The sequence below is a fragment of the Pseudomonas sp. NKUCC02_KPG genome (assembly GCF_019345465.1).
Classification (GTDB): domain Bacteria; phylum Pseudomonadota; class Gammaproteobacteria; order Pseudomonadales; family Pseudomonadaceae; genus Aquipseudomonas.
Window position 1 is genome coordinate 144,230 of record NZ_JAHKRC010000004.1, and the last position, 22,162, is coordinate 166,391.

18 protein-coding genes are annotated in these 22,162 nt (G+C 51.5%); all 18 read right to left on the reverse strand.

Annotated elements, in window-relative coordinates; genetic code table 11:
- Window positions 1-45 precede the first annotated feature (45 nt).
- Entirely contained in the window at window positions 46-1,128 is a 1,083-nt protein-coding gene (locus KO536_RS06980; RefSeq protein WP_219261534.1) for a hypothetical protein, read from the reverse strand.
- Between the two features lie 125 nt (window positions 1,129-1,253).
- Window positions 1,254-2,162, reverse strand: coding sequence for a glycosyltransferase (locus tag KO536_RS06985; protein ID WP_219261535.1), 909 nt, complete (start codon window positions 2,160-2,162; stop codon window positions 1,254-1,256).
- On the reverse strand, window positions 2,159-3,442 hold the full coding sequence (locus KO536_RS06990; protein ID WP_219261536.1) for an O-antigen translocase: 1,284 nt from the start codon (window positions 3,440-3,442) through the stop codon (window positions 2,159-2,161). Before KO536_RS06990 ends, KO536_RS06985 begins: the two co-directional genes overlap by 4 nt.
- Window positions 3,443-3,446: 4 nt before the next feature.
- The gene (rffA, locus tag KO536_RS06995) at window positions 3,447-4,595 is read right to left on the reverse strand and encodes a dTDP-4-amino-4,6-dideoxygalactose transaminase (RefSeq protein WP_219261537.1); all 1,149 of its coding nucleotides are present in this window, start codon (window positions 4,593-4,595) and stop codon (window positions 3,447-3,449) included.
- Between the two features lie 116 nt (window positions 4,596-4,711).
- Window positions 4,712-5,287 carry an acyltransferase gene (locus tag KO536_RS07000; protein ID WP_219261538.1) on the reverse strand — a complete coding sequence of 192 codons (576 nt, stop codon included), beginning with the start codon at window positions 5,285-5,287 and terminating at the stop codon, window positions 4,712-4,714.
- Window positions 5,288-5,439: 152 nt separating this feature from the next.
- The gene (gene rfbC, locus KO536_RS07005) at window positions 5,440-6,000 is read right to left on the reverse strand and encodes a dTDP-4-dehydrorhamnose 3,5-epimerase (protein ID WP_219261539.1); all 561 of its coding nucleotides are present in this window, start codon (window positions 5,998-6,000) and stop codon (window positions 5,440-5,442) included.
- Entirely contained in the window at window positions 5,997-6,893 is an 897-nt protein-coding gene (gene rfbA, locus KO536_RS07010; protein WP_219261540.1) for a glucose-1-phosphate thymidylyltransferase RfbA, read from the reverse strand. The genes rfbC and rfbA overlap by 4 nt, the downstream gene beginning before the upstream one ends.
- Window positions 6,894-7,054: 161 nt before the next feature.
- Window positions 7,055-7,582, reverse strand: coding sequence for a transcription/translation regulatory transformer protein RfaH (rfaH, locus tag KO536_RS07015; RefSeq protein WP_133077107.1), 528 nt, complete (start codon window positions 7,580-7,582; stop codon window positions 7,055-7,057).
- A 1,226-nt stretch (window positions 7,583-8,808) separates the two neighbouring features.
- The gene (locus tag KO536_RS07020) at window positions 8,809-9,060 is read right to left on the reverse strand and encodes a LapA family protein (protein ID WP_219261541.1); all 252 of its coding nucleotides are present in this window, start codon (window positions 9,058-9,060) and stop codon (window positions 8,809-8,811) included.
- 24 nt (window positions 9,061-9,084) lie between these two features.
- A complete protein-coding gene (gene ihfB, locus KO536_RS07025) occupies window positions 9,085-9,381 on the reverse strand; it encodes an integration host factor subunit beta (RefSeq protein ID WP_003447108.1) in 297 nt (98 codons plus the stop codon).
- 336 nt (window positions 9,382-9,717) lie between these two features.
- Window positions 9,718-11,412 carry a 30S ribosomal protein S1 gene (gene rpsA, locus KO536_RS07030; protein ID WP_019826775.1) on the reverse strand — a complete coding sequence of 565 codons (1,695 nt, stop codon included), beginning with the start codon at window positions 11,410-11,412 and terminating at the stop codon, window positions 9,718-9,720.
- Window positions 11,413-11,538: 126 nt separating this feature from the next.
- Entirely contained in the window at window positions 11,539-12,222 is a 684-nt protein-coding gene (gene cmk / locus KO536_RS07035; protein ID WP_374105694.1) for a (d)CMP kinase, read from the reverse strand.
- Window positions 12,219-14,450: a bifunctional prephenate dehydrogenase/3-phosphoshikimate 1-carboxyvinyltransferase gene (locus KO536_RS07040; protein WP_219261543.1), complete on the reverse strand. Its 2,232-nt coding sequence runs from the start codon at window positions 14,448-14,450 to the stop codon at window positions 12,219-12,221. Before KO536_RS07040 ends, cmk begins: the two co-directional genes overlap by 4 nt.
- A 4-nt stretch (window positions 14,451-14,454) precedes the next feature.
- Window positions 14,455-15,567: a histidinol-phosphate transaminase gene (gene hisC, locus KO536_RS07045; RefSeq protein WP_219261544.1), complete on the reverse strand. Its 1,113-nt coding sequence runs from the start codon at window positions 15,565-15,567 to the stop codon at window positions 14,455-14,457.
- 11 nt (window positions 15,568-15,578) lie between these two features.
- The gene (gene pheA, locus KO536_RS07050; protein WP_016780245.1) at window positions 15,579-16,673 is read right to left on the reverse strand and encodes a prephenate dehydratase; all 1,095 of its coding nucleotides are present in this window, start codon (window positions 16,671-16,673) and stop codon (window positions 15,579-15,581) included.
- Complete coding sequence (gene serC / locus KO536_RS07055) at window positions 16,673-17,758, reverse strand: 3-phosphoserine/phosphohydroxythreonine transaminase (RefSeq protein ID WP_219261545.1); 1,086 nt, start codon at window positions 17,756-17,758, stop codon at window positions 16,673-16,675. The genes pheA and serC overlap by 1 nt, the downstream gene beginning before the upstream one ends.
- Before the next feature lie 215 nt (window positions 17,759-17,973).
- Window positions 17,974-20,634: a DNA gyrase subunit A gene (gyrA, locus tag KO536_RS07060; protein ID WP_133077102.1), complete on the reverse strand. Its 2,661-nt coding sequence runs from the start codon at window positions 20,632-20,634 to the stop codon at window positions 17,974-17,976.
- Between the two features lie 410 nt (window positions 20,635-21,044).
- A complete protein-coding gene (gene mtnA / locus KO536_RS07065) occupies window positions 21,045-22,121 on the reverse strand; it encodes an S-methyl-5-thioribose-1-phosphate isomerase (protein WP_219261546.1) in 1,077 nt (358 codons plus the stop codon).
- Window positions 22,122-22,162: the final 41 nt, after the last annotated feature.

The following is a 22,162-nucleotide window of genomic DNA, read 5'->3' on the forward strand; positions in this document are numbered from 1 at the left end:
TTTACTCTCCCTCTTTTAACTCGAAAACGACAGCTATCTCGAACGTTAGTGCGCTACTATATCGGCCTGCTTTTTTCTATCTGATGCATAAAAATATAGCGTAAATGCAAATATTGACATTACCTGCAGACCTTTAAAGTTCACTATAAAAAAAATACAACAGAGCGCGAAAGCAAACGCTTTAACATCATAACTCCCAGGGTAACTACGAGAGCAGATGACGCCTAAAAGTGCGAAAATATTCAATGCTACAAAAACAAAAACCGACCCTACCCCAGAATAAAACAACAGCCTTAAATATCCAACATCCGTCCCCATATAGAACATGAGTTTCGACGAACTCGAATCAAAATACTTACCTACTCCAAACATATAGACTTTGAGACTATCTGGAAGGAAGTACATGTTTGCCAACGCGTTAACGCTGTCACTATGAAATGTCCCTCTGTTCAAAAAATTCCTGAAAATCTCTGTAGACTCATAAATCGGCCCACTGCTGACAAGCATACTCAACAGAAGCATAGTCAGTATCGATACAAACAAACAGAATTTAACTAAGACTCCACGCTTTAATACACCCAATATTGCATATGGCACAATAGCACTCCGAGCCACGGCCATTGACACAGGCAGCATGAATACAAGCAGTAATGTCTTCGTAGACGAGGCCTTGGCAATAAGCAGGTAGTAAAAAGCGGCGATGATCAGTGTCAGCGCTCCATCAACATGGTACAACCCAAACCCCAGTGCTCTCAGGCCATATATATGCTGAAACACATCGGCTGATCGCGGGGATATGAACCCGAGGAGAAATTGGTAAAAATCTAAATTCACCATCGAGACACATATAACCAGAATCTGAACCAGCAACCATATGAGTAGCGATGAATTATTATCTTTTACAACTGAATAAACCAAGTGTCCAAAGAATAAATTCAACAGTATTTTAAATGATACAACCAAGTGAAAAAATACGTCCTGCGTTGTGCCATCTCCCATTACAAAGGCTGCCAACCCTCCAAAAAACCAACAGCCAAATAAGCCTATGAAAAACAGAAAGAATTTAAAGTGTTTTTCCTGGAGTCGTATAAATCTACGCAGATAAAATGGCACGAGAAATAATGCCATAGGAAACTCCGTCGCGTATATGCGCGGAAATCCTATAACCATAAGGAGTGCGGCAGCAGGAAAAAGAGCCGAGCGAAATTTCTCGAGCCAACCACACTCCACCAAGCTGAGCTTAGTAACCATTATTATCGGATGCTTTTCTTAGGACCAATTTCTCTTCGAACCTTAAAAGTCTCAATGAAAATTGATGGCCGAAAACATAAAATATTTCTTAACAGAAACTGTAATCCACTTGCAGGGAGGACTCGTACGGACTTGTACATTGCGAGAGCAGTAATAAGAAAATTCGCATACAAGTCCAGCCGCAAATCTTTGTTATTGTTAAAGTATCCGTATAAATCAGCCAAATAGAGATTATAAGCTTTGATTTTACCATTGCGACTTGAAAGATAGGACGAACTGCTAGGATTACACCTGTACTTCATATAAGACTTATTCAGGAACGCTCCCTTCCCACCCTGCATCAAAGAATCCATAGCAAAAAACCACTCCATCACTTCATGATCGATTTTGGCTTTACGAGAAGATCGTCTGTATGCATAGGAACCATGTACAGCAATAGTTCCCCAACGAGCCAACTCTGAGCGACTAAAGTAAATCAACTCATCGGAAGAATCATTAGGAAATATTGTTTCCGACTGATACTGCTCATCATCAGAAAAATATATAGCTTTGTGCATTACTATATTGACGTCTGGGCACTCGACAAAAACGTCGAACTGACGCTGCAACTTCCCTGGCAGCATTATATCGTCACCGTCAAAGTGAAATACAAATTCTCCCCTAGCCATATTATGTAGTCCGTGATAGTTGGCAGCGGCCCCAACATTTTTATCTCTTAGGAAGAGATTAACTCTAGGATCAGCAAGGTGATCATAAGATTCCAATATTTCCCGGGTACCGTCGTTTGAGCAGTCATCCGATACAATCAACTCATAATCAAAGCTTACTTCCTGGGACAATATGCTATCTAAGCACTGGACTATGTAGTTTTTTTGATTATAACAAGACACCACCACACTGACTAACTTCACTTTTTGACACCCACATAAAAATTTAAATACACAAAAAAACCTATCATCGACACAACAAAATAAATCATGTTCATAATGACATGTGCCATGAGCACACCCTTCAAAGCTAAGCCCTGAGTCAACAACAAGCTGCTTACACTCATAAAAAGCAGGCCTTGCGCCACCTCTCCAAACAAGTATAATTTTAAAGAGGACTTTGCAATAACTATAAAACCCACCACATAAGAGGAAACTCTAAAAAAGTCTCCGACAAGTTGATATACAATCAACTCCTCAAGCTCAGTAAAGTCGCTTGATAACAGCAGAGGAATAAATGTCGCACGAAACACATAAAGTACGAAGGCCCCACCTGCAAATACTGCCATGACCAACGCAATGAACCGAACGACTGCGGACGATATTTCTTTTTTCTCCTCAAGCCTTACGATAATAGGCATAAAGTAAACAGCTAGAAATACCGTAAAAAAACCTATATACGCACTGGATAACTTAATAGAACCCTGCCAGATTCCGGCTGCGTCTAAACCCGCACTGCTGATTAATTGAGCTCGAACAATTATCTCAACTAAAGGTACGCTGATAGCGCCGACACACGCCATTAGTGTATAAACAGATAGCCGCCCCGCATTGCGACGCAATGAATTGAGCACAAGTGTCCTGTTAAAAAAAATTGATCTCCTATAAAAATAATAGGCGGGCAATGCATATGACAAATAAAACAACACTATTGATAACGCAGCCCCCGCAAACTGAAAGTTTGAAACCAGTATCCACGCAGCAGGCAGGACCAGTAAATTACCACTGATCTGGATTAGTGCATAGCTTCTGGTGTCCATCAGACCATTCGCAACTCCTGTAACCAGATTTGTAAAGCCAAACCCCATCTGAGCCAAACCAAGCACAACAATTAACCAATACAAGGATGAATCAGCGAATATATAAAATGCTATTTTTTCAGATAAAATACATCCTGCAAGCGCGATAACCAAACTAAATAAAAAAGAATAAACCTTAACAGAAGAGATAAATATTAACAGCTCTTTCTTATTATCTCTAAGTGCAGCAACATATTTAATTACGCCATTTACAACCCCTCCACCTGCGACCAATGAAAGAATAGTAACCACACTCATAAAGTTACCAATCTGCCCCATGCCTTCAGGGCCTAAATAAACCGCTATCAGCTTTAGAAGTAGAAAGCCCCCGCCGATTTTTGATAACTGCGCAGCTGTTGTAAGCACAGCGCCGTGAAATATACTCCGTCCGGAAATGCTCGCCACCCGATCAACCCTTTAGACAAGAAGTTTCACGTATAGCAGATCGAACACAATCTATAACACGCTGTATTTCTTCAGCCCTCATACCAAACCAGACCGGAAGCCTGACCAACCTTTCACTCTCTTTTGTTGTATACGTATCAACGCCATTGAATCGACCTAATTTCTTACCCGCTGGTGACGAATGCAGAGGAATATAATGAAATACCGCACCTATTTTCGCCTCACTTAAAAAACGAAGCACGGCCGTTCGTATAGTTATGCTTGGCAACTTGAAATAAAACATATGCGCGTTACCTGTACAAGACTCAGGTATAAATGGTAACTCAATGAAATCAGGTGCTAGATCTTTCAATCCTTCGAAATAAGCAACCCAGATTGTATTTCTGGCAGCATTAATCTCGTCCACACGCTCAAGCTGGCCGTATAAATATGCTGCTTGGAGCTCACCTGGCAAGTAACTGCTACCTATATCTACCCAAGTATATTTATCAATCATGCCCCGAAAGAACTGACTTCTGTTCGTTCCTTTCTCTCTAATGACTTCAGCACGACTGACAAACTGTGTATCATTTATGATCAACAGACCACCTTCGCCGCCACTGGTATAGTTTTTAGTCTCATGAAAGCTAAACGCTGCCATATGCCCAATTGAACCAAGCGGCCTTCCCTTGTATGCAGAAAGCATGCCTTGCGCAGCATCTTCCACAACAAAAATATTTTTCCTTTTCGCTATATCCATTATTGTGTCCATCTCGCAGGAGATACCCGCATAATGCACAACAACTATTGCGACCGTTTTATCTGTGACGGCAGCCTCAACCAATTCTTCATTTACATTCATTGTATCAGGACGAACATCAACAAAAACTATCTTCGCCCCTCTCAAAACAAACGCATTTGCCGTGCTCACGAATGTAAAACTCGGCATAATTACCTCATCCCCCTCTTTTATATCTAACAGTATCGCAGCCATCTCTAAAGCCTGCGTACAAGAGGGCGTCAGCAATGCTTTAGGACATGCAAGAAACTGCTCGAACCACGCCTGGCACTTTAGAGTGAAATCACCATCGCCTGACATTTTTGAACTGCGCATAGCAGCTATTACATACTTATCTTCATTGCCGGTGTAGGGAGGTTTATTAAATGGAATCATGATATCTACTTATCCCGAATTTTTGTCAAATGCCAAGAAGAATTTCATGCGCACTATCTCGCCCGGCAGCTCCCTGAGAACACAACAACTTCTTAATATAAACCGCTTATTCAGGATCACCCAATTCTACTCAGATCGGACACCCTGATATATTCAGCCTCAAGGGCCAATAGATCTTTTTTTCTTTCTTTAATTCTTCTAGCCGGGTTACCTAGATAAATACCCCACTCGGTTGTATTTTTATTAACTAGTGTCATAGCACCAACCGAGCACCCCTCTGCGACCCTGACACCAGGGAATATCATGGAGCCGGCACCAATAATAACGTGCCTACCAATATAAACAGCCGATTTTTTTTCGTTTTTAAACGCTGCAGGAACTGTTGGGTTTGTGAGCGTAGCGCCAGAATAGTCGTCGGACTGACTAAAAACCTTAACGCCGTACGCAAGACCAGAAAAGTCATCCATAGTAATACCCGGCTCACCACCCGCCACCAAACAAAAAGGGGCAATATGGACATTCTTTCCAATTTTAACGTTGCCAGATACTACACAAAAATCATCGATACGAGAGTTATCGCCAACTTCAATGTCTTTTAAATTGTAGAGACTGGCTTTATCGCTAATCTTTACGTTCAGCCCCAACTTTTTAAACCCTAATGTCTGAAGCTCTTCTGAAGAGTAATATGCCAAAATTACCTAACCCCCATTAATGATCACATACCAGACAAGCACAGAATGCAAGATGAAGACACCTGGCAGTCATACTTCAGGCAACATACATGCATTCAGCTCATTATATTCGAAGCATAATTGTAGTTCTGCACTAGCACAAATCCTGAACTTCAACGCAGGTCCGCATTCAAGAGCAAAGGTGCAGACAGATCTTTATCATTGACTAGATAGCTCTTCATCTTAGGCCACTTAATGGCAATACTTTTATCTTGCCAGAAGATACTTCTTTCGCAGCTTTTATTGTAAAAGCTAGTGGTTTTATAACTGAATAACGTTTCATCTTCCAGCGCTAGAAAGCCATGAGCAAATCCCGCCGGAATCCAGAGCATTTTTTTGTTAAGAGCGCTCAATTCAGTACCAAACCACGAACCAAATGTAGATGAACCGATCCGGATATCAACTGCCACATCAAAAACCGCACCGTGAGTGACACTCACGAGCTTACCTTGTGCAAATGGCTCAAGTTGATAGTGCAACCCTCGAAGCACTCCCTTTTTAGAGCACGACTGGTTATCTTGAACAAAAGGGCTTGGAATTGACTGCCCTAAACTATGTAAGCCTTCTTCAAATCGCTGTTGATTGAAGCTTTCCATGAACCAACCACGTTCGTCTTCATAAACAACCGGTTCAATAATCACTACCCCAGGGAGTTCTGCAGAAGAAAATTTCATGGCGCAACTCTTTCAAATGACAATAACTTGGCGAGGTATTGCCCATATCCTGTCTTTTTTAACTTTTCAGCCTGCGCACCCAAGGTTTCAGGTGTAATCCAGCCACTGTTATAAGCAATCTCCTCCAGGCAAGCCACTTTCAAACCCTGACGCTGCTCGATGGTGTGCACAAAATGACTGGCCTCCAGCAGAGACTCATGAGTACCGGTATCCAGCCATGCAAAACCACGTCCCAGTATTTCAACCGTCAGCGTGTTTTGCTCAAGATAAGCGCGATTGACATCGGTGATTTCAAGCTCACCTCGCGAAGATGGCTTGATATTTTTTGCAATTTCAACAACCTGATTGTCGTAGAAATATAACCCCGTCACGGCGTAGTTTGATTTTGGCTTCGCAGGCTTTTCTTCAATGCTTAACGCACGGCCGGTGCCATCAAACTCAACGACACCAAAACGCTCCGGGTCCGACACATGGTAACCAAATACCGTGGCGCCCTTTTCTTGGGACATGGCCGCACGCAGGTTCCCAGAAAAATTCTGACCATAAAAAATATTGTCACCGAGGATCAGGCAGACCGGGTCTTTACCAATAAACTCTTCACCAATGATAAAGGCTTGCGCCAATCCATCGGGACTCGGCTGTTCCGCGTAGCTCAACTCAATACCGTACTGACTACCGTCACCCAGCAATTTCTTGAAGCACGGCAAGTCTTCGGGTGTTGAGATAATCAGAATTTCTTGCATGCCCGCCAGCATCAGTACTGACAGCGGATAGAAGATCATTGGTTTGTCGTAGATCGGCAGCATCTGCTTTGACACACCCAACGTAAGTGGATGCAGGCGCGTACCTGAACCGCCAGCGAGGATGATGCCTTTACGTTTGAGGGAGTTCATGGTTAAAGCACTTCCTTAACTTGTAGGGTGCATCGCCTGTAACTTGGACAGGCGATGACTGAATTCTGTCTGAAACAAACACGCTACCGCCCCAGGATTCACCGTCAATTTCCTGAGAACGCGCTTTGTTGTCTTTGCCCCGGCTGTGGCCAGGGTTTTACTCAATGATTGCTAATACTCGCCAACGGCAAACTGATTTGTTGCTGCCGGTTCATTAAATTGATAAGCAAAATAACTCGCTCTTCGCCGTCCATAGTCATGAATATGGACTCAATACCTGCAAAGCCTTGATCAAGGATGGTGACTTTTTCACCGGGCTTGAACGCGGTGATGATGTGACTGTCTGCACGGTCTTGTAATTGAGTTACTAACTCATGACTGACTGCCAGGGGACGGCCGCCAAAGGCCACAACCCGTGCTACGCCGCGTGTAGATCGCAACGGAGCCCAGTTGGCACCTTGAGGCATGTGGATAAAAAGATAGCCAGGAAAGAGGGACTCCTGGACGTGTTGCATCTGGCCGCGCAGCAGTCGCTCGCGGCGGCAGGCCGGACGTGAGCACTTATAGCCCTGGCGCAGAAGGTTCTCCTCTGCCCGCTCGTCCTGTCTTGGCTTGCATTGCACCAGATACCAGTCGCCGGATCGGGATGCAGCCGGGTCCTGGGTTGCTGCGCTGCTTGTCATGTGCATGGGTGATTCATTAATAGGTTCTTCCGTGTTTACCATCGTGCAGCGCATGTGCCAATGGCAGCAGTTGAGTTCTCATTATCGCTACGAGCGTTGAATCGCAGCAGGGCCATTAGCCCGAAATCTATCTATTGTGCGGTCTGTCCAGACCCGGTAACTCTTTAGCTAATATCTGTTTTGCTCGTCACTCACAATCCACCAAACTTACTTGCTCAGGTCATGCCCCTACTCCCGAAACGAAGTTGAGCACACTTTTCTGGTTCCCATGGGCAGAGCAATCGTCCAAAACATGCACGCCTGGGCGAATGATACAGCGCTCCCCCTCCATTTCAACAAAACCACCTCACAGGTCGTATTTTTGTATCACGGCGACAGGTATTCCATATGCCCAGAAGCCTGGATAGAGCACATTGTTACCCAGCATGGCCCTGAGGGAATTGACTATGCGACCACTGGCGCACAACCAGACGAGCGCATGGCAACCTGTGCTTACGCCCTTCTAGAAGGAGAGCTAGCACGATCCAGAAGACAAGCCCACGGACACAGGGAGCCCAGAATGCCCGTCGATTCCAGGGCAATGTGCGCAAATTGAGCCTCAAGGGATTTATCCTCACCGATACAAGCTGCTGCTAATTTAAAGACAGCTATGGCCACCCATATGCAATGTATGACACCAATCATATGAATTGGCTGGAGGACCAGGAAGGAGAAGCACCTTGCACACCGACCGTTAAGCCCGATCGATATATCGGCTTACTCAGAATTTCAGATGGGAATACCGTAGATACTTGTCTGAAAATAGGGAACCGGCCGTTATACAGCCACAACATGCAGAACTACAGTCGTAACGTTTATCCTGAATAAAATACAACTTTGACAAGATGAGCAGCATCACCTAATCAGACGATACCCTAATGAAACATAAGCACTGCAGATTGAAACCGAAGGAAGCCTCAGAACAAAAATGAAAAATCGAACAGCAAAAACCCTGAACAGACTCGAAATTATCGATTTTTAACATCCGACGTAAATATCAATGAGCGCACGAGTACGCGCCAAGTACTGAGAGTCGAGCACTCTGCCAGATCCACTAAACAATGCAAGCTAGCAACTTGTAGGAAATATCCCAAATTACAAGCCCCGCCAGATTGCGGCGCTTACATTTCGGATATCAGTCGACGTACAAAAGCCTCTCACACTATCCATATGAGAGACCTAGAAAGGCAGCCTTAAGACTCGACCAACAGCTTGCGCTTCAATCTGGCAGCTTTGCGCTTGTAGGCCACAAAACCCATTGCAGGCCCGATAGCCATACCAACCAGTAAAGCACCGATAAAGAACAGTGATTGCGGAAGTTGCGCAGTGTGCCAACCCAAAAATACCAGTGCTGTGGGCTGCTGGTTTTCGAGGATAAAAATCACGATCCCGAAAATGACAATCAGGGCAAACACGACTAACACTGCACGTTTGACGCTACGCATCGGCAACTCCTGTTCCACGAAGGATTAAATGTCGTCTTCCTCATCTTCATTTACTCGATCCCGTAGCTCTTTGCCCGGCTTGAAATGAGGAACAAATTTTCCATCCAGACTGACTGACTGACCGGTCTTGGGATTGCGGCCAACTCGAGGGGCTCGGTAATGCAACGAGAAGCTGCCAAAACCACGGATCTCAATCCGATCACCGGTCGCCAGGCATTGGGACATTTGTTCAAGCATAGTCTTGATGGCCAACTCTACATCCTTGGATGAGAGCAGCCCTTGATGGGTGACAATTCGTTCGATCAACTCCGACTTCGTCATATTTTTCCCTTCTTTTTCAAGCAGCTAGATCAGCGCTTCAAAGGTTTTAGCATGATCGATAGATTTTGAACAGCCCAAGGATTGACTTATCTTTGCAAAGTTTGTCGCCCCCTCCAAACTTCCATCAGGCCAAGTAATAACCATAGCCCACGGCAGCCACCTCCCAAGCCTTCACACAGCTCGCTCGACATAAACCCCCGCCCTTCCCTAGCCAAATCATAAGCGACCTGCAAACACGCCTACACAAGAACTCATGGACGGAAGCCATCCTGGCCATCAAATCTCAGACACAAAAAAGGGCGACCTAAGTCGCCCTTTTTTATGGTCAATCAGAACTTAGTTCTGTTTTTCCATTTGTGCACGCAGCAGGTCGCCCAAAGTGGTCGGACCAGCAGCGATCTCAGAGGTAGCTGGCTTGTCGCGCAGGCTCTGGATTGCTTCCTTCTCGTCTTCAACGTCTTTCGACTTGATGGACAGTTGGATTACGCGGCTTTTGCGATCAACGCTGATGATCTTGGCTTCTACTTCTTCGCCTTCTTTCAGAACGTTACGTGCATCTTCGATGCGGTCACGGCTGATTTCGGATGCTTTCAGAGTAGCTTCGATATCGTTGGCCAGAGTGATGATGGCGCCTTTAGCGTCAACTTCTTTCACGATGCCCTTAACGATTGCGCCTTTGTCGTTCTCTTGTACGTACTCGGAGAACGGATCGCTTTCCAGCTGCTTGATACCCAGGGAGATACGCTCACGCTCTGGATCAACAGACAGGATAACGGTGTCAAGCTCGTCGCCTTTCTTGAAGCGACGTACGGCTTCTTCGCCAACTTCGTTCCAGGAAATGTCGGACAGGTGAACCAGGCCGTCGATGCCGCCGTCCAGACCAATGAAGATACCGAAATCGGTGATCGACTTGATGGTGCCGGAGATTTTATCGCCCTTGTTGAACTGGCCAGAGAAATCTTCCCATGGGTTAGATTTGCACTGCTTGATGCCCAGGGAGATACGACGACGCTCTTCGTCGATGTCCAGAACCATAACTTCCACTTCGTCGCCGACTTGTACGACTTTCGAAGGGTGGATGTTTTTGTTGGTCCAGTCCATTTCGGAAACGTGTACCAGACCTTCAACGCCTTCTTCCAGCTCAGCGAAGCAGCCGTAGTCGGTCAGGTTGGTTACACGAGCGGTAACGCGAGTGCTTTCTGGGTAACGGGCTTTGATAGCAACCCATGGATCTTCGCCCAGTTGCTTCAGGCCCAGGGAAACACGATTGCGTTCGCGATCGTACTTCAGAACCTTGACATCGATCTCGTCGCCAACGTTGACGATTTCGGAAGGATGCTTGATACGCTTCCAAGCCATGTCGGTAATGTGCAGCAGGCCATCGACGCCACCCAGATCGACGAATGCGCCGTAATCGGTGAGGTTTTTGACGATACCTTTGACTTGCTGGCCTTCTTGCAGGGATTCCAGCAGAGCTTCACGCTCAGCCGAGTTCTCTGCTTCAAGAACGCTGCGACGCGAAACAACAACGTTGTTGCGCTTCTGGTCAAGTTTGATGACCTTGAATTCCAGCTCTTTGCCTTCCAGGTGCGTGGTGTCGCGCACTGGACGAACGTCAACCAGAGAACCTGGCAGGAACGCACGGATGCCGTTAACGTCGACAGTGAAGCCGCCTTTAACCTTACCGTTGATAACGCCCTTGACCACTTCTTCTGCTGCGAAGGCTGCTTCCAGAACGATCCAGCATTCAGCGCGCTTGGCTTTTTCACGGGACAGTTTGGTTTCGCCAAAGCCGTCTTCGACCGCGTCCAGCGCAACGTGAACTTCATCACCGATGTTGATGTTCAGTTCGCCAGCGTCGTTGTGGAACTGCTCCAGCGGGATGAGGCCTTCCGACTTCAAACCAGCGTGAACGGTAACCCAACCAGCTTGGTAATCGATATCAACGATGATAGCGGTGATGATCGAGCCAGCCTGAAGATTCAGGGTTTTTAGGCTTTCTTCAAAGAGTTCTGCAAAGCTTTCGCTCATTTTAATTCCTGTTGATCAAGGGCGAAGGAATACGCCCATCTGCCACATTCCAGACAATGTGGGTTACGTTTATATAAAAGAAGGCATGCAGGACTATTTCTGGTCTCCTGCACGCTTTCTTGGTCATCAGGCAATATCGCGAAGTGCGATTTCACTCATGATGCGTTCCAGCACCTGTTCGATGGATAACTCCGTAGAGTCCAGCTGTATGGCATCAGCCGCCGGTTTAAGCGGGGCTATTGCACGCTGCGTATCACGCTCATCGCGGGCACGAATCTCATCTAGCAGACCCGAGAGACTAACATCATCGCCCTTTGCCTTCAACTGCAAGTAACGGCGACGGGCCCTCTCTTCAGCGCTGGCCGTCAGAAAAACCTTCAACGGGGCATCAGGAAATACCACCGTACCCATGTCACGACCATCGGCAACCAGGCCTGGCAACTCCTGAAATGCACGCTGACGCTGCAACAAAGCATCACGAACAGCCGGCAAAGCCGCGACTTTGGAGGCTCCAGCTGCCACAGCCTCACTGCGGATAGCGTGAGTCACTTCGTCGCCTTCGAGAATGATGCGAGCGGGCTTGCCGTCGGTCGCCCCGACGAACTGCACATCAAGATGTGCAGCCAGCTTCTCCAGCAGCGCCTCGTTATCGAGGGCAACACCGTGATTGCCCGCAGCAAAAGCCAGCAAGCGGTACAGGGCACCGGAGTCCAGCAAATTCCACCCCAGGCGCTTGGCCAGGATCCCGGCAACGGTACCTTTACCGGAACCACTAGGGCCATCGATGGTAATAACCGGTGCCGAAATCACGAGCTCACCTCTTGAGCTACACGCATGCCCACCTGCTTGCACAGCGCAAGGAAGTTCGGGAACGAGGTTGCCACGTTGGCGCAATCGTGAATACGGATTGGAGCGGTTGCACGCAACGAAGCCACGCTGAAGGCCATCGCAATACGATGATCGCCATGCCCATGAACTTCACCTCCACCGATAGTACCGCCATCAATGATGATGCCATCTGGTGTCGGCTCGCACTTCACACCCAGCGCCAGCAAACCGTCCGCCATCACTTGAATCCGGTCGGACTCCTTGACGCGCAACTCTTCTGCCCCACGCAGGATCGTACGACCTTCGGCAACAGCCGCCGCCACGAACAGTACCGGGAACTCATCAATCGCCAGCGGCACCAGCTCTTCAGGAATCTCGATTCCCTTCAGCTTCGCGGCACGTACACGCAGATCAGCTACCGGCTCGCCGCCCACTTCACGCTGATTCTCAAGGGTGATATCCGCACCCATAAGACGCAAAATGTCGATTACGCCAGTACGGGTAGGATTGATCCCCACATGCTCCAGCAGCAGATCAGAGCCTTCTGCGATAGAAGCGGCAACCAGGAAGAACGCTGACGAAGAAATATCGCCAGGGACTTCAATATGCGTCGCAGTCAGCTTGTGACCCGACTCAACCGAAGCTGTAGGGCCATTAACAGTTACGGGGTAGCCGAAACCCTGCAGCATGCGCTCGGTGTGATCGCGAGTCGGAGCTGGCTCGGTGACCGACGTCTTGCCTTCTGCATACAAGCCCGCCAGTAACAGGCAAGACTTAACCTGAGCACTGGCCATCGGCAAGGTGTAGTTCATGCCTTTAAGAGCGTGGCCACCGCGAATGGTCATCGGCGGACGACCTTCTGCAGCGGTCTCGATCACGGCGCCCATTTCGCGCAATGGATTAGCCACACGATTCATCGGACGCTTGGTCAGCGAAGCGTCGCCGGTCAGGGTGGTATCGAAGGTTTGTGCGGCCAGCAGGCCAGACAAAAGACGCATCGAAGTACCCGAGTTACCCAGATAAATTGGGCCAGGCGGAGCTTTCAAGCCATGCAGGCCAACACCATGAATGGTCACACGACCATGGTGAGGACCCTCGATGACCACACCCATGTCACGGAATGCCTGCAACGTTGCCAGGGCATCTTCACCCTCAAGGAAACCTTCCACCTCGGTCGTGCCTTCGGCCAGTGAGCCGAGCATGATCGAGCGGTGAGAAATGGATTTGTCGCCTGGTACGCGGATCCGGCCAGTAACTTGACCACCAGGATTTGCCAAAAAAATCAGATCGTTGGAATTCATAGCGTCCACATATGCCCGGCGGGCCAGGATTTTACTGAAATGCTCGCGGGCAACCCGGGCGCGCGTAAAGACGCCCAGCAATTGATGCCCATCCCCTGCATCGACCGCGTCGCGCAAAGCGTCGAGATCACTGCGAAATGTATCCAATGTGCGCAGCACTGCCTCGCGATTCGCGAGAAAAATGTCATGCCACATTACCGGGTCGCTACCCGCGATTCTTGTGAAATCACGAAAGCCACCCGCTGCGTAACGGAAGATATCCAGATTCTCGTTGCGCTTGGCAAGAGAGTCCACCAGCCCGAAAGCCAGCAGATGAGGCAAATGGCTGGTTGCAGCCAAAACCTCGTCATGACGCTCGACCTGCATATGCTCGACGTCCGCACCCAAGGCGCGCCACATGCCATCGACCAGGTCCAGAGCGTCAGCATCGGTTTGCGCCACTGGCGTCAAAATAACTTTGTGACGCTCAAACAGGCTGGCGTTCGAGGCCTCGACACCGCTCTGTTCAGAACCGGCAATCGGGTGACCCGGAACGAAACGTGCGGGCATACCGCCAAAGGCATGGGCTGCAGCGCGCACGACATTGCCTTTGGCACTGCCAACATCAGTGATCACCGCCTGTCCAAGATCCATACCCGCCAAAAGGCCAAGCATTTTCTCCATGGCCAGAATCGGCACTGCCAACTGAATCACATCAGCGCCCGCACAAGCGGTTGCCAGATCAGCCTCGCAGCGGTCGACCACCCCCAACTCCACAGCCATTGCACAAGACTTGGGGTCGAGATCAACACCAACCACTTCGCCGCACAGCCCGCTCTCGCGCATACCTTTGGCGAAAGAGCCGCCAATCAGCCCCAAGCCGACAACAACCAAACGACCCAGAACAGGCTTTACCGATTGCACAGACATTACATCAACCACGAGCAAGCACCTTGGCCAGCGCCTCAAGCAAACGGATATTTTCCGCAGGCAAACCAATAGTGATACGCAAATGGTTCGGCATTCCGTAGCTAGCAACCGGACGCACGATCACGCCCTCCCGCAGCAGTCCCTGATAAACGGGAGCCGCCTCCCGACCGAGGTCCAGAGCAATGAAGTTGCCTTTGGATGGAATCCAGCTCAGGCCAAGTTCGCGAAAACCGTCCTGCAACTGCTGCATGCCGGCCTCGTTAAGACGCCGGCTCTGGTTCAGGTAATCAGTATCTTTAAGGGCCGCACAAGCGGCTGCCAAGGCCAGGCTGTTGACGTTGAATGGCTGACGCACGCGATTCAGCACATCTGCAACGATTGCAGTCGACAGGCCATAGCCCACCCGCAAAGCGGCCAGGCCGTAAGCCTTGGAGAACGTGCGCGAAACCAGCAAATTGGGATACGCCGACAAAAACTCAAGACCGTCTGGCAGATCACCACCTTGGGCGTACTCGATATAGGCTTCGTCCAGCACCACGAGCACGTGCTCGGGAACATCCTGCAAGAACTCGTTCAGCGCATCGACGCCAAACCAGGTTCCGGTCGGGTTATTCGGGTTGGCAATGAAAACCACACGGGTATTGCTGTCGATAGCGTCAAGCATGGCAGGCAAGTCATGCCCCCAATCCTTGGCGGGCACTACTCGTGCCTGCGCACCTACCGCCTGGGTAACGATCGGATATACGGCAAACGCGTGCTCGCTGAACACGGCATTCAGGCCAGGCGCCAGATAAGCACGCGCAACCAGCTCAAGAACATCGTTTGAGCCGTTACCCAGCGTCACCTGATCAATCTGCACCGCACACTGCTCAGCCAACAGGCTTTTGAGGGCGAAGCCGTTGCCGTCCGGATAGCGCGTCAGCTCGGCCAGCTCAGCACGGATGGCCTCCAGTGCCTTGGGGCTCGCACCCAAAGGATTTTCATTGCTGGCCAGCTTCACAATTGTGGCTGGATCCAGATCCAGCTCACGGGCCAGCTCGTCCACAGGCTTGCCCGGGACATAAGGCGAAAGTTGTTGCACGCCCGGCTGTGCCAGGGCGAGGAAATCACCGCTCATGTCTTATCGCCTCAAAGAACCGCTTTCGGGTAAGAACCCAACACTTTAAGCGCTACGGCTTCTTGACTGATTTGCTCCAGAACACTCTTGACCAGAGGGTCGCGGTGATGGCCAGCAAAGTCGATGAAAAACACATAAGTCCATTTACCGCTACGCGAAGGACGTGTCTCGATACGCGTCAGATCGATCCCGTTTTCATGAAACGGAACCAACAATTCATGCAGCGCACCAGGACGGTTGCTCATCGAGACGATGATTGAAGTCTTGTCATCCCCGGTAGGCGGGACTTCCTGGCTACCAATCATCAAGAACCGCGTGGAGTTATCCGGACGATCTTCGATTTTCTCAGCCAGTCGGGTCAAGCCGTAAAGGCCCGCAGCCATATCGCCGGCAATGGCAGCAGAATTCCACTCACCCTTGACCCGCTTCGCGGCTTCGGCATTGCTCGACACTGCAATACGCTCGACATTCGGGTAATGCGCATCCAGCCACTTGCGGCACTGGGCCAACGACTGCGCATGGGAATAGATACGGCTGATGCTGTCAGTCTTGGTGTTTTCGCCAACCAGCAGATGATGGTGGATGCGCAGCTCGACTTCGCCACAAATCACCATGTCATGCTCAAGGAAGCTGTCGAGCGTGTGGTTGACTGCGCCTTCGGTGGAGTTTTCCACCGGCACCACACCAAAATTCACTGCACCCGCTGCAACTTCACGGAACACTTCATCAATAGCGGCCATTGGCTTGCTGATGACCGCATGGCCAAAGTGCTTCATGGCGGCTGCCTGGGTAAAAGTACCTTCCGGACCGAGATAAGCCACTTTCAGTGGCTGCTCCAGGGCCAGGCAAGAAGACATGATTTCGCGGAACAGTCGCGCCATCTCTTCGTTGCCCAATGGGCCTTTGTTGCGCTCCATGACACGCTTGAGCACCTGAGCCTCACGCTCAGGCCGGTAAAATACCGGCACTTCGCCTTCAGCCAACGAAGCCATTTTGACTCGCGCCACTTCCTGAGCGCAGCGCGCGCGCTCGCTGATCAGCTCCAGAACTTTTTCGTCCAGACTGTCGATGCGCAGTCGCAGCGCCTTGAGTTCTTGTTCGGACATTAGCCGTGTTCCTTTTCGAACTCTGCCATGTAAGCCACCAATGCGTTAACTGCATTGATGTCCACAGCGTTATAGATCGAAGCACGCATGCCACCTACCGAGCGATGCCCTTTGAGGTTCAGCAGCCCGCGCGCTTCGGCACCCGCCAGGAAAGGCTTGTCGAGGCGGTCGTCAGCCAGGCGGAACGGTACGTTCATCCAGGAGCGGTCAGAGATATTGATCGGGTTGCTGTACAGTCCGCTGGCATCGATGAAATCGTACAAGGTACGTTTTTTCACTTCATTGAGCTTGCCGATAGCCTCGACACCACCCTGCTCTTTCAGCCACTCGAACACCAGGCCGGACAAGTACCAGGCCAGCGTCGGCGGCGTGTTGTACATCGAGCCGTTGTCAGCCGCGACCTTGTAATCAAGCATGGTCGGGCAGATCGAGCGCGCACGACCCAACAGGTCCTCACGAACGATGTTGACCACAATTCCGCTCGGACCGATGTTTTTCTGGGCGCCTGCGTAGATCATGCCGAAACGGGAAACATCAACCGGACGCGACAGAATGTCCGAGGACATGTCTGCGACCAGAGGCACATCGCCAGTTTCCGGAATCCAGTCGAACTCCAGGCCGCCAATGGTTTCGTTTGGCGCGTAGTGAACGTAGGCCGCGTCTTTCGACAGGTTCCACTCGTTCTGGCCTGGAATCGCAAAGTAATCGTAAGGCTTGGCGCTGGCTGCCACATTGATGTGACCGAAGCGCGAACCTTCTTCAATGGCCTTTTGAGACCAGATACCGGTATCGATGTAATCCGCCTTGCCATTTTCAGGCAGCAGATTCAACGGGATCTGTGCAAATTGCTGGCTTGCGCCGCCTTGCAGAAACAGGACTTTGTAGTTCGAGGGAATAGACAGCAGGTCACGCAAATCCTGCTCAGCCTTGGTTGCAATGGATACGAACTCATCGCTGCGATGGCTCATCTCCATGACCGAGAGGCCCTTGCCATGCCAGTCGAGCAACTCGGACTGGGCACGCAACAGGACAGCTTCAGGTAGCGCAGCAGGACCTGCGCAGAAGTTATAGGCTCGTTTGCTCACTTCCACTCTCACTCTGATTTGGTGGTCACGCAATAAATCAACACTCGACACTGTGTTACTTGTAGAAGCGGGCTTGCTCGCGATACGGGCAGTCATGTCTATCTGACATACCGCGCTGATGCCATCGCGAGCAAGCCCGCTCCCACAGTGTCGCAAACTTTCATGCCGGACATACAACAAGGGGGCGAATTCTCATCCGCCCCCTGTGTGTCCGCTTATTCTTGCGGTTCTTCGTCAGCGCCAGCCTCTAGCGGCTGCTCGTCGTCAACGCCATCATGGATGGCCTCACCGTCGAACTCTGCACCGCCTTCACCCTCACCTTCAAGCTCTTCACCTTCAACTTCCGAAGGTTCCTGAACCCGCTCAAGCCCTACCAGCGTTTCGTCGCTGGCCAGCTTGATCAAGGTGACGCCCTGGGTGTTACGACCCAGGCTCGATACTTCATCAACCCGCGTGCGCACCAGGGTGCCCTGATCCGAAATCAACATGATTTCTTCACCGTCCTGCACCTGAACCGCACCGACCAGACGGCCATTACGCTCGTTGCTGACCATGGCAATAACGCCCTGACCGCCACGCTTGTACTCAGGGAACTCGCTGATTGCCGTGCGCTTGCCATAACCACGCGCCGAAGCGGTGAGGATCTGGCTGCCTTCTTCAGGGATCAGCATCGAAATCAGCTTCTGACCTTCTGGCAGACGCATGCCGCGTACGCCGCGGGCTGTACGACCCATTGCACGGACATCGGACTCTTTGAAGCGAGTGACCTTGCCACCATCGGAGAACAGCATGACTTCGCGCTCGCCATCGGTGATCGCGGCGCTGATCAGCACGTCGCCTTCGTCCAGCTCCAGCGCGATCAAGCCTACGCTGCGCTGACGGCTGAAGGATTCCAGCGGGGTCTTCTTCACGGTACCGTTAGCGGTTGCCATGAAGATGAAGTGACCTTCGGTGTAGTCCTCGACCGGCAACATGGTGGTGATGTATTCACCCTCACCCAGCGGCAGCAGGTTGACCAGCGGACGACCACGGGCAGCGCGGGATGCTTCGGGAATCTCATAAGTCTTGAGCCAGTACACCTTGCCTTTGCTGGAGAACAGCAGCAGCGTGGTGTGACTGTTAGCAACCAGCAGGTGAGCGATGTAGTCCTCATCCTTAACGCCAGTAGCCGATTTACCTTTACCGCCACGACGCTGGGCCTGGTACGCAGCCAACGGCTGAGTCTTGGCATAGCCACCATGGGAAATGGTTACAACACGCTCTTCTTCCGGAATCATGTCGCCCAGTGTCAGGTCAAGACGGTGATCCAGGATTTCAGTACGGCGCACGTCACCGTATTCAGCACGAATGACTTCCAGTTCCTCACGGATCACTTCCATCAAGCGCTCGGCGCTGTTCAGGATGCGGATCAGCTCACCAATCTGGTTGAGGATCTCCTGGTACTCGGCCAGCAGCTTCTCGTGCTCAAGGCCGGTCAGACGGTGCAAGCGCAACTCAAGAATGGCCTGAGCCTGCTCTGGCGACAGGAAGTACTTGCCTTCGCGCAGACCGTATTGCGGGTCGAGGTTGTCGGGACGGCACGAATCGGCACCGGCACGTTCAACCATCGCCACCACCGCACTCGACTCCCAAGGCGTGCTGATGAGCGCTTCCTTGGCTTCAGACGGGGTTGGCGAAGCCTTGATCAACGCGATGACCGGGTCGATGTTGGACAGGGCAACCGCCTGGCCTTCAAGGATGTGACCACGTTCACGGGCTTTGCGCAGTTCGAAAACAGTACGGCGGGTAACCACTTCACGACGGTGACGGACGAAGGCTTCCAGCAGATCCTTAAGGTTAAGGATGCGTGGACGGCCGTCGATCAGCGCAACGATGTTGATACCGAAAACACTTTGCAGCTGGGTCTGGGCGTAAAGGTTATTCAGGATAACCTCCGGCACTTCACCGCGGCGCAGCTCGATCACGACGCGCATACCGTCTTTATCTGACTCGTCGCGCAGCTCGGTGATGCCTTCGAGCTTCTTCTCTTTAACCAGCTCGGCGATCTTCTCGATCAAACGCGCCTTGTTCAGCTGGTAAGGAAGCTCAGTGATCACGATCTGCTGGCGACCACCGACCTTGTCGATGTCTTCGATCATCGAGCGGGCGCGCATGTAAATGCGACCACGACCGGTGCGGTAGGCTTCGATGATGCCGGCGCGACCGTTGATGATCGCAGCCGTCGGGAAGTCCGGGCCAGGGATGAACTGCATCAGTTCATCGATGCTCAGCTCCGGGTTATCGATCAGCGCCAGGCAACCGTCGATGACTTCGCCCAGGTTGTGCGGCGGGATATTGGTGGCCATGCCCACAGCGATACCGCTGGAACCGTTGACCAACAAGTTGGGAATTCGTGTCGGCATGACAGCCGGGATCATTTCCGTGCCGTCGTAGTTCGGCACCCAATCCACGGTCTCTTTGTGCAAGTCGGCCAGCAGCTCGTGGGCCAACTTGGTCATGCGCACTTCGGTGTATCGCATCGCAGCGGCATTATCGCCGTCGACCGAACCGAAGTTGCCCTGACCGTCTACCAGCAGGTAGCGCAGGGAGAATGGCTGAGCCATTCGAACGATGGTGTCGTAAACGGCGGTATCACCATGCGGGTGATACTTACCGATCACGTCACCGACCACACGGGCAGATTTCTTGTACGGCTTGTTCCAGTCGTTGTTCAGTTCGCTCATCGCAAACAGCACACGCCGGTGCACGGGCTTCAAGCCATCGCGTGCATCAGGCAGTGCCCGCCCGACAATTACGCTCATCGCGTAGTCGAGGTAGGACTGTTTCAGCTCGTCTTCGATATTGACCGGGAGGATTTCTTTGGCCAGTTCGCCCATGAGAAGCCTGATTCCTTTTTCGGGTGAAACTTCGCCACATCCATTCGGGACGAACGAAGCTCGCCGCCGCTGGCCACGTGCCACGCAACGACTTACGACAAATCAACAAGTTATGTCACGGATTTGCGCAGTAAGGGCAACCCTTGCGGGCGACCCTGGAAACCGCCGAATGTTATCACAATCGCCGCCACGCACCTATCCCTCAGATGCGCATGGAGCGTAGTAATTGCGACGCTTGTCGGCGTGAAGGGGCTCAGAGGGACTCTGAAGGCGATTAGAAGGCCGTAGCCGCTGCCGAAGGCTGCGAAGGGTTGCGTAGCAACCCGTTAATTTGGAGCCCCCGCGATTCTCTTTATAACAACCCTCGCAGCCGCCTTCACGGCCTTCGGCAGCGACGACAGAATTGCGTTTCAGTGCAATCGCTTGCGACACATCAACTGGGCCAACTTGGCGGCATCCGGACGCTCAACCACGCCCTTCTCGGTCACGAGTACATCAATCAGGTCGGCAGGCGTCACGTCAAAGACCGGATTGAACGCCTGCACATCGGCACCGACCCGCTTGCCACCCACCTCCAGCACCTCGCTACCGTCACGCTCCTCAATAGGAATGTCATCACCCGTGGCCAGATCCATGTCGATCGTCGAGCTGGGGGCCACGACCATAAAGCGCACACCATGGTGCATGGCATTGACCGCCAGCTGGTAAGTGCCGATCTTGTTCGCCACATCACCATTGGCCGCGATCCGGTCAGCCCCCACGATCACCCAGGTCAAACCCTTGGTTTTCATGATGTGCGCCGCTGCGGCATCCACATTGAGCACCACCGGGATGCCTTCATTGGCCAGCTCCCACGCCGTGAGGCGCGAGCCCTGCAGCCAGGGCCGGGTCTCATCGACGTACACCTGCTCGATCATGCCCTCCAGCCAGGCAGCCCGGATCACCCCCAGCGCCGTACCAAAACCGCCCGTGGCCAACGCACCGGTATTGCAGTGGGTCAGTACGGCCTGCGCATTGCCCTGGTGGCGGCGGATCACATCGACTCCCAACTGCGCCATCGTCAGGTTGGCATCACGGTCACTTTCATGAATGGCGACAGCTTCGGCTTCCAGCACCTGCAAGACATCTGTACGGGTTTTGGCGCGGGCCAGCCTGTCACGCATCCGATTCAATGCCCAAAACAGATTCCCCGCCGTAGGACGCGAGTCTGCCAGCAGGGTGAAGTCCTCCTCCAACGCCACCAACCAGTCGCCACCCCCGGCCTTGCGCGCCCGGGCAGCCAGCACTACACCATAGGCCGCTGCAATACCAATCACCGGGGCACCACGCACGACCATATCGCGAATCGCTTGAGCAACTCCCTCGACGCGGGTGTACGCCAGCCAGTTCTCTTCAAGGGGCAAGCTGCGTTGATCCAGCAGATACAGGGCGTCGTCCCGCCAATCGATGGCCTTAACCTTTTCCGCAGCCAACAGTCGATCGCGCATGCCTTTCCCCATCACCCGGTAACAAAGCCGCCGATTATAGC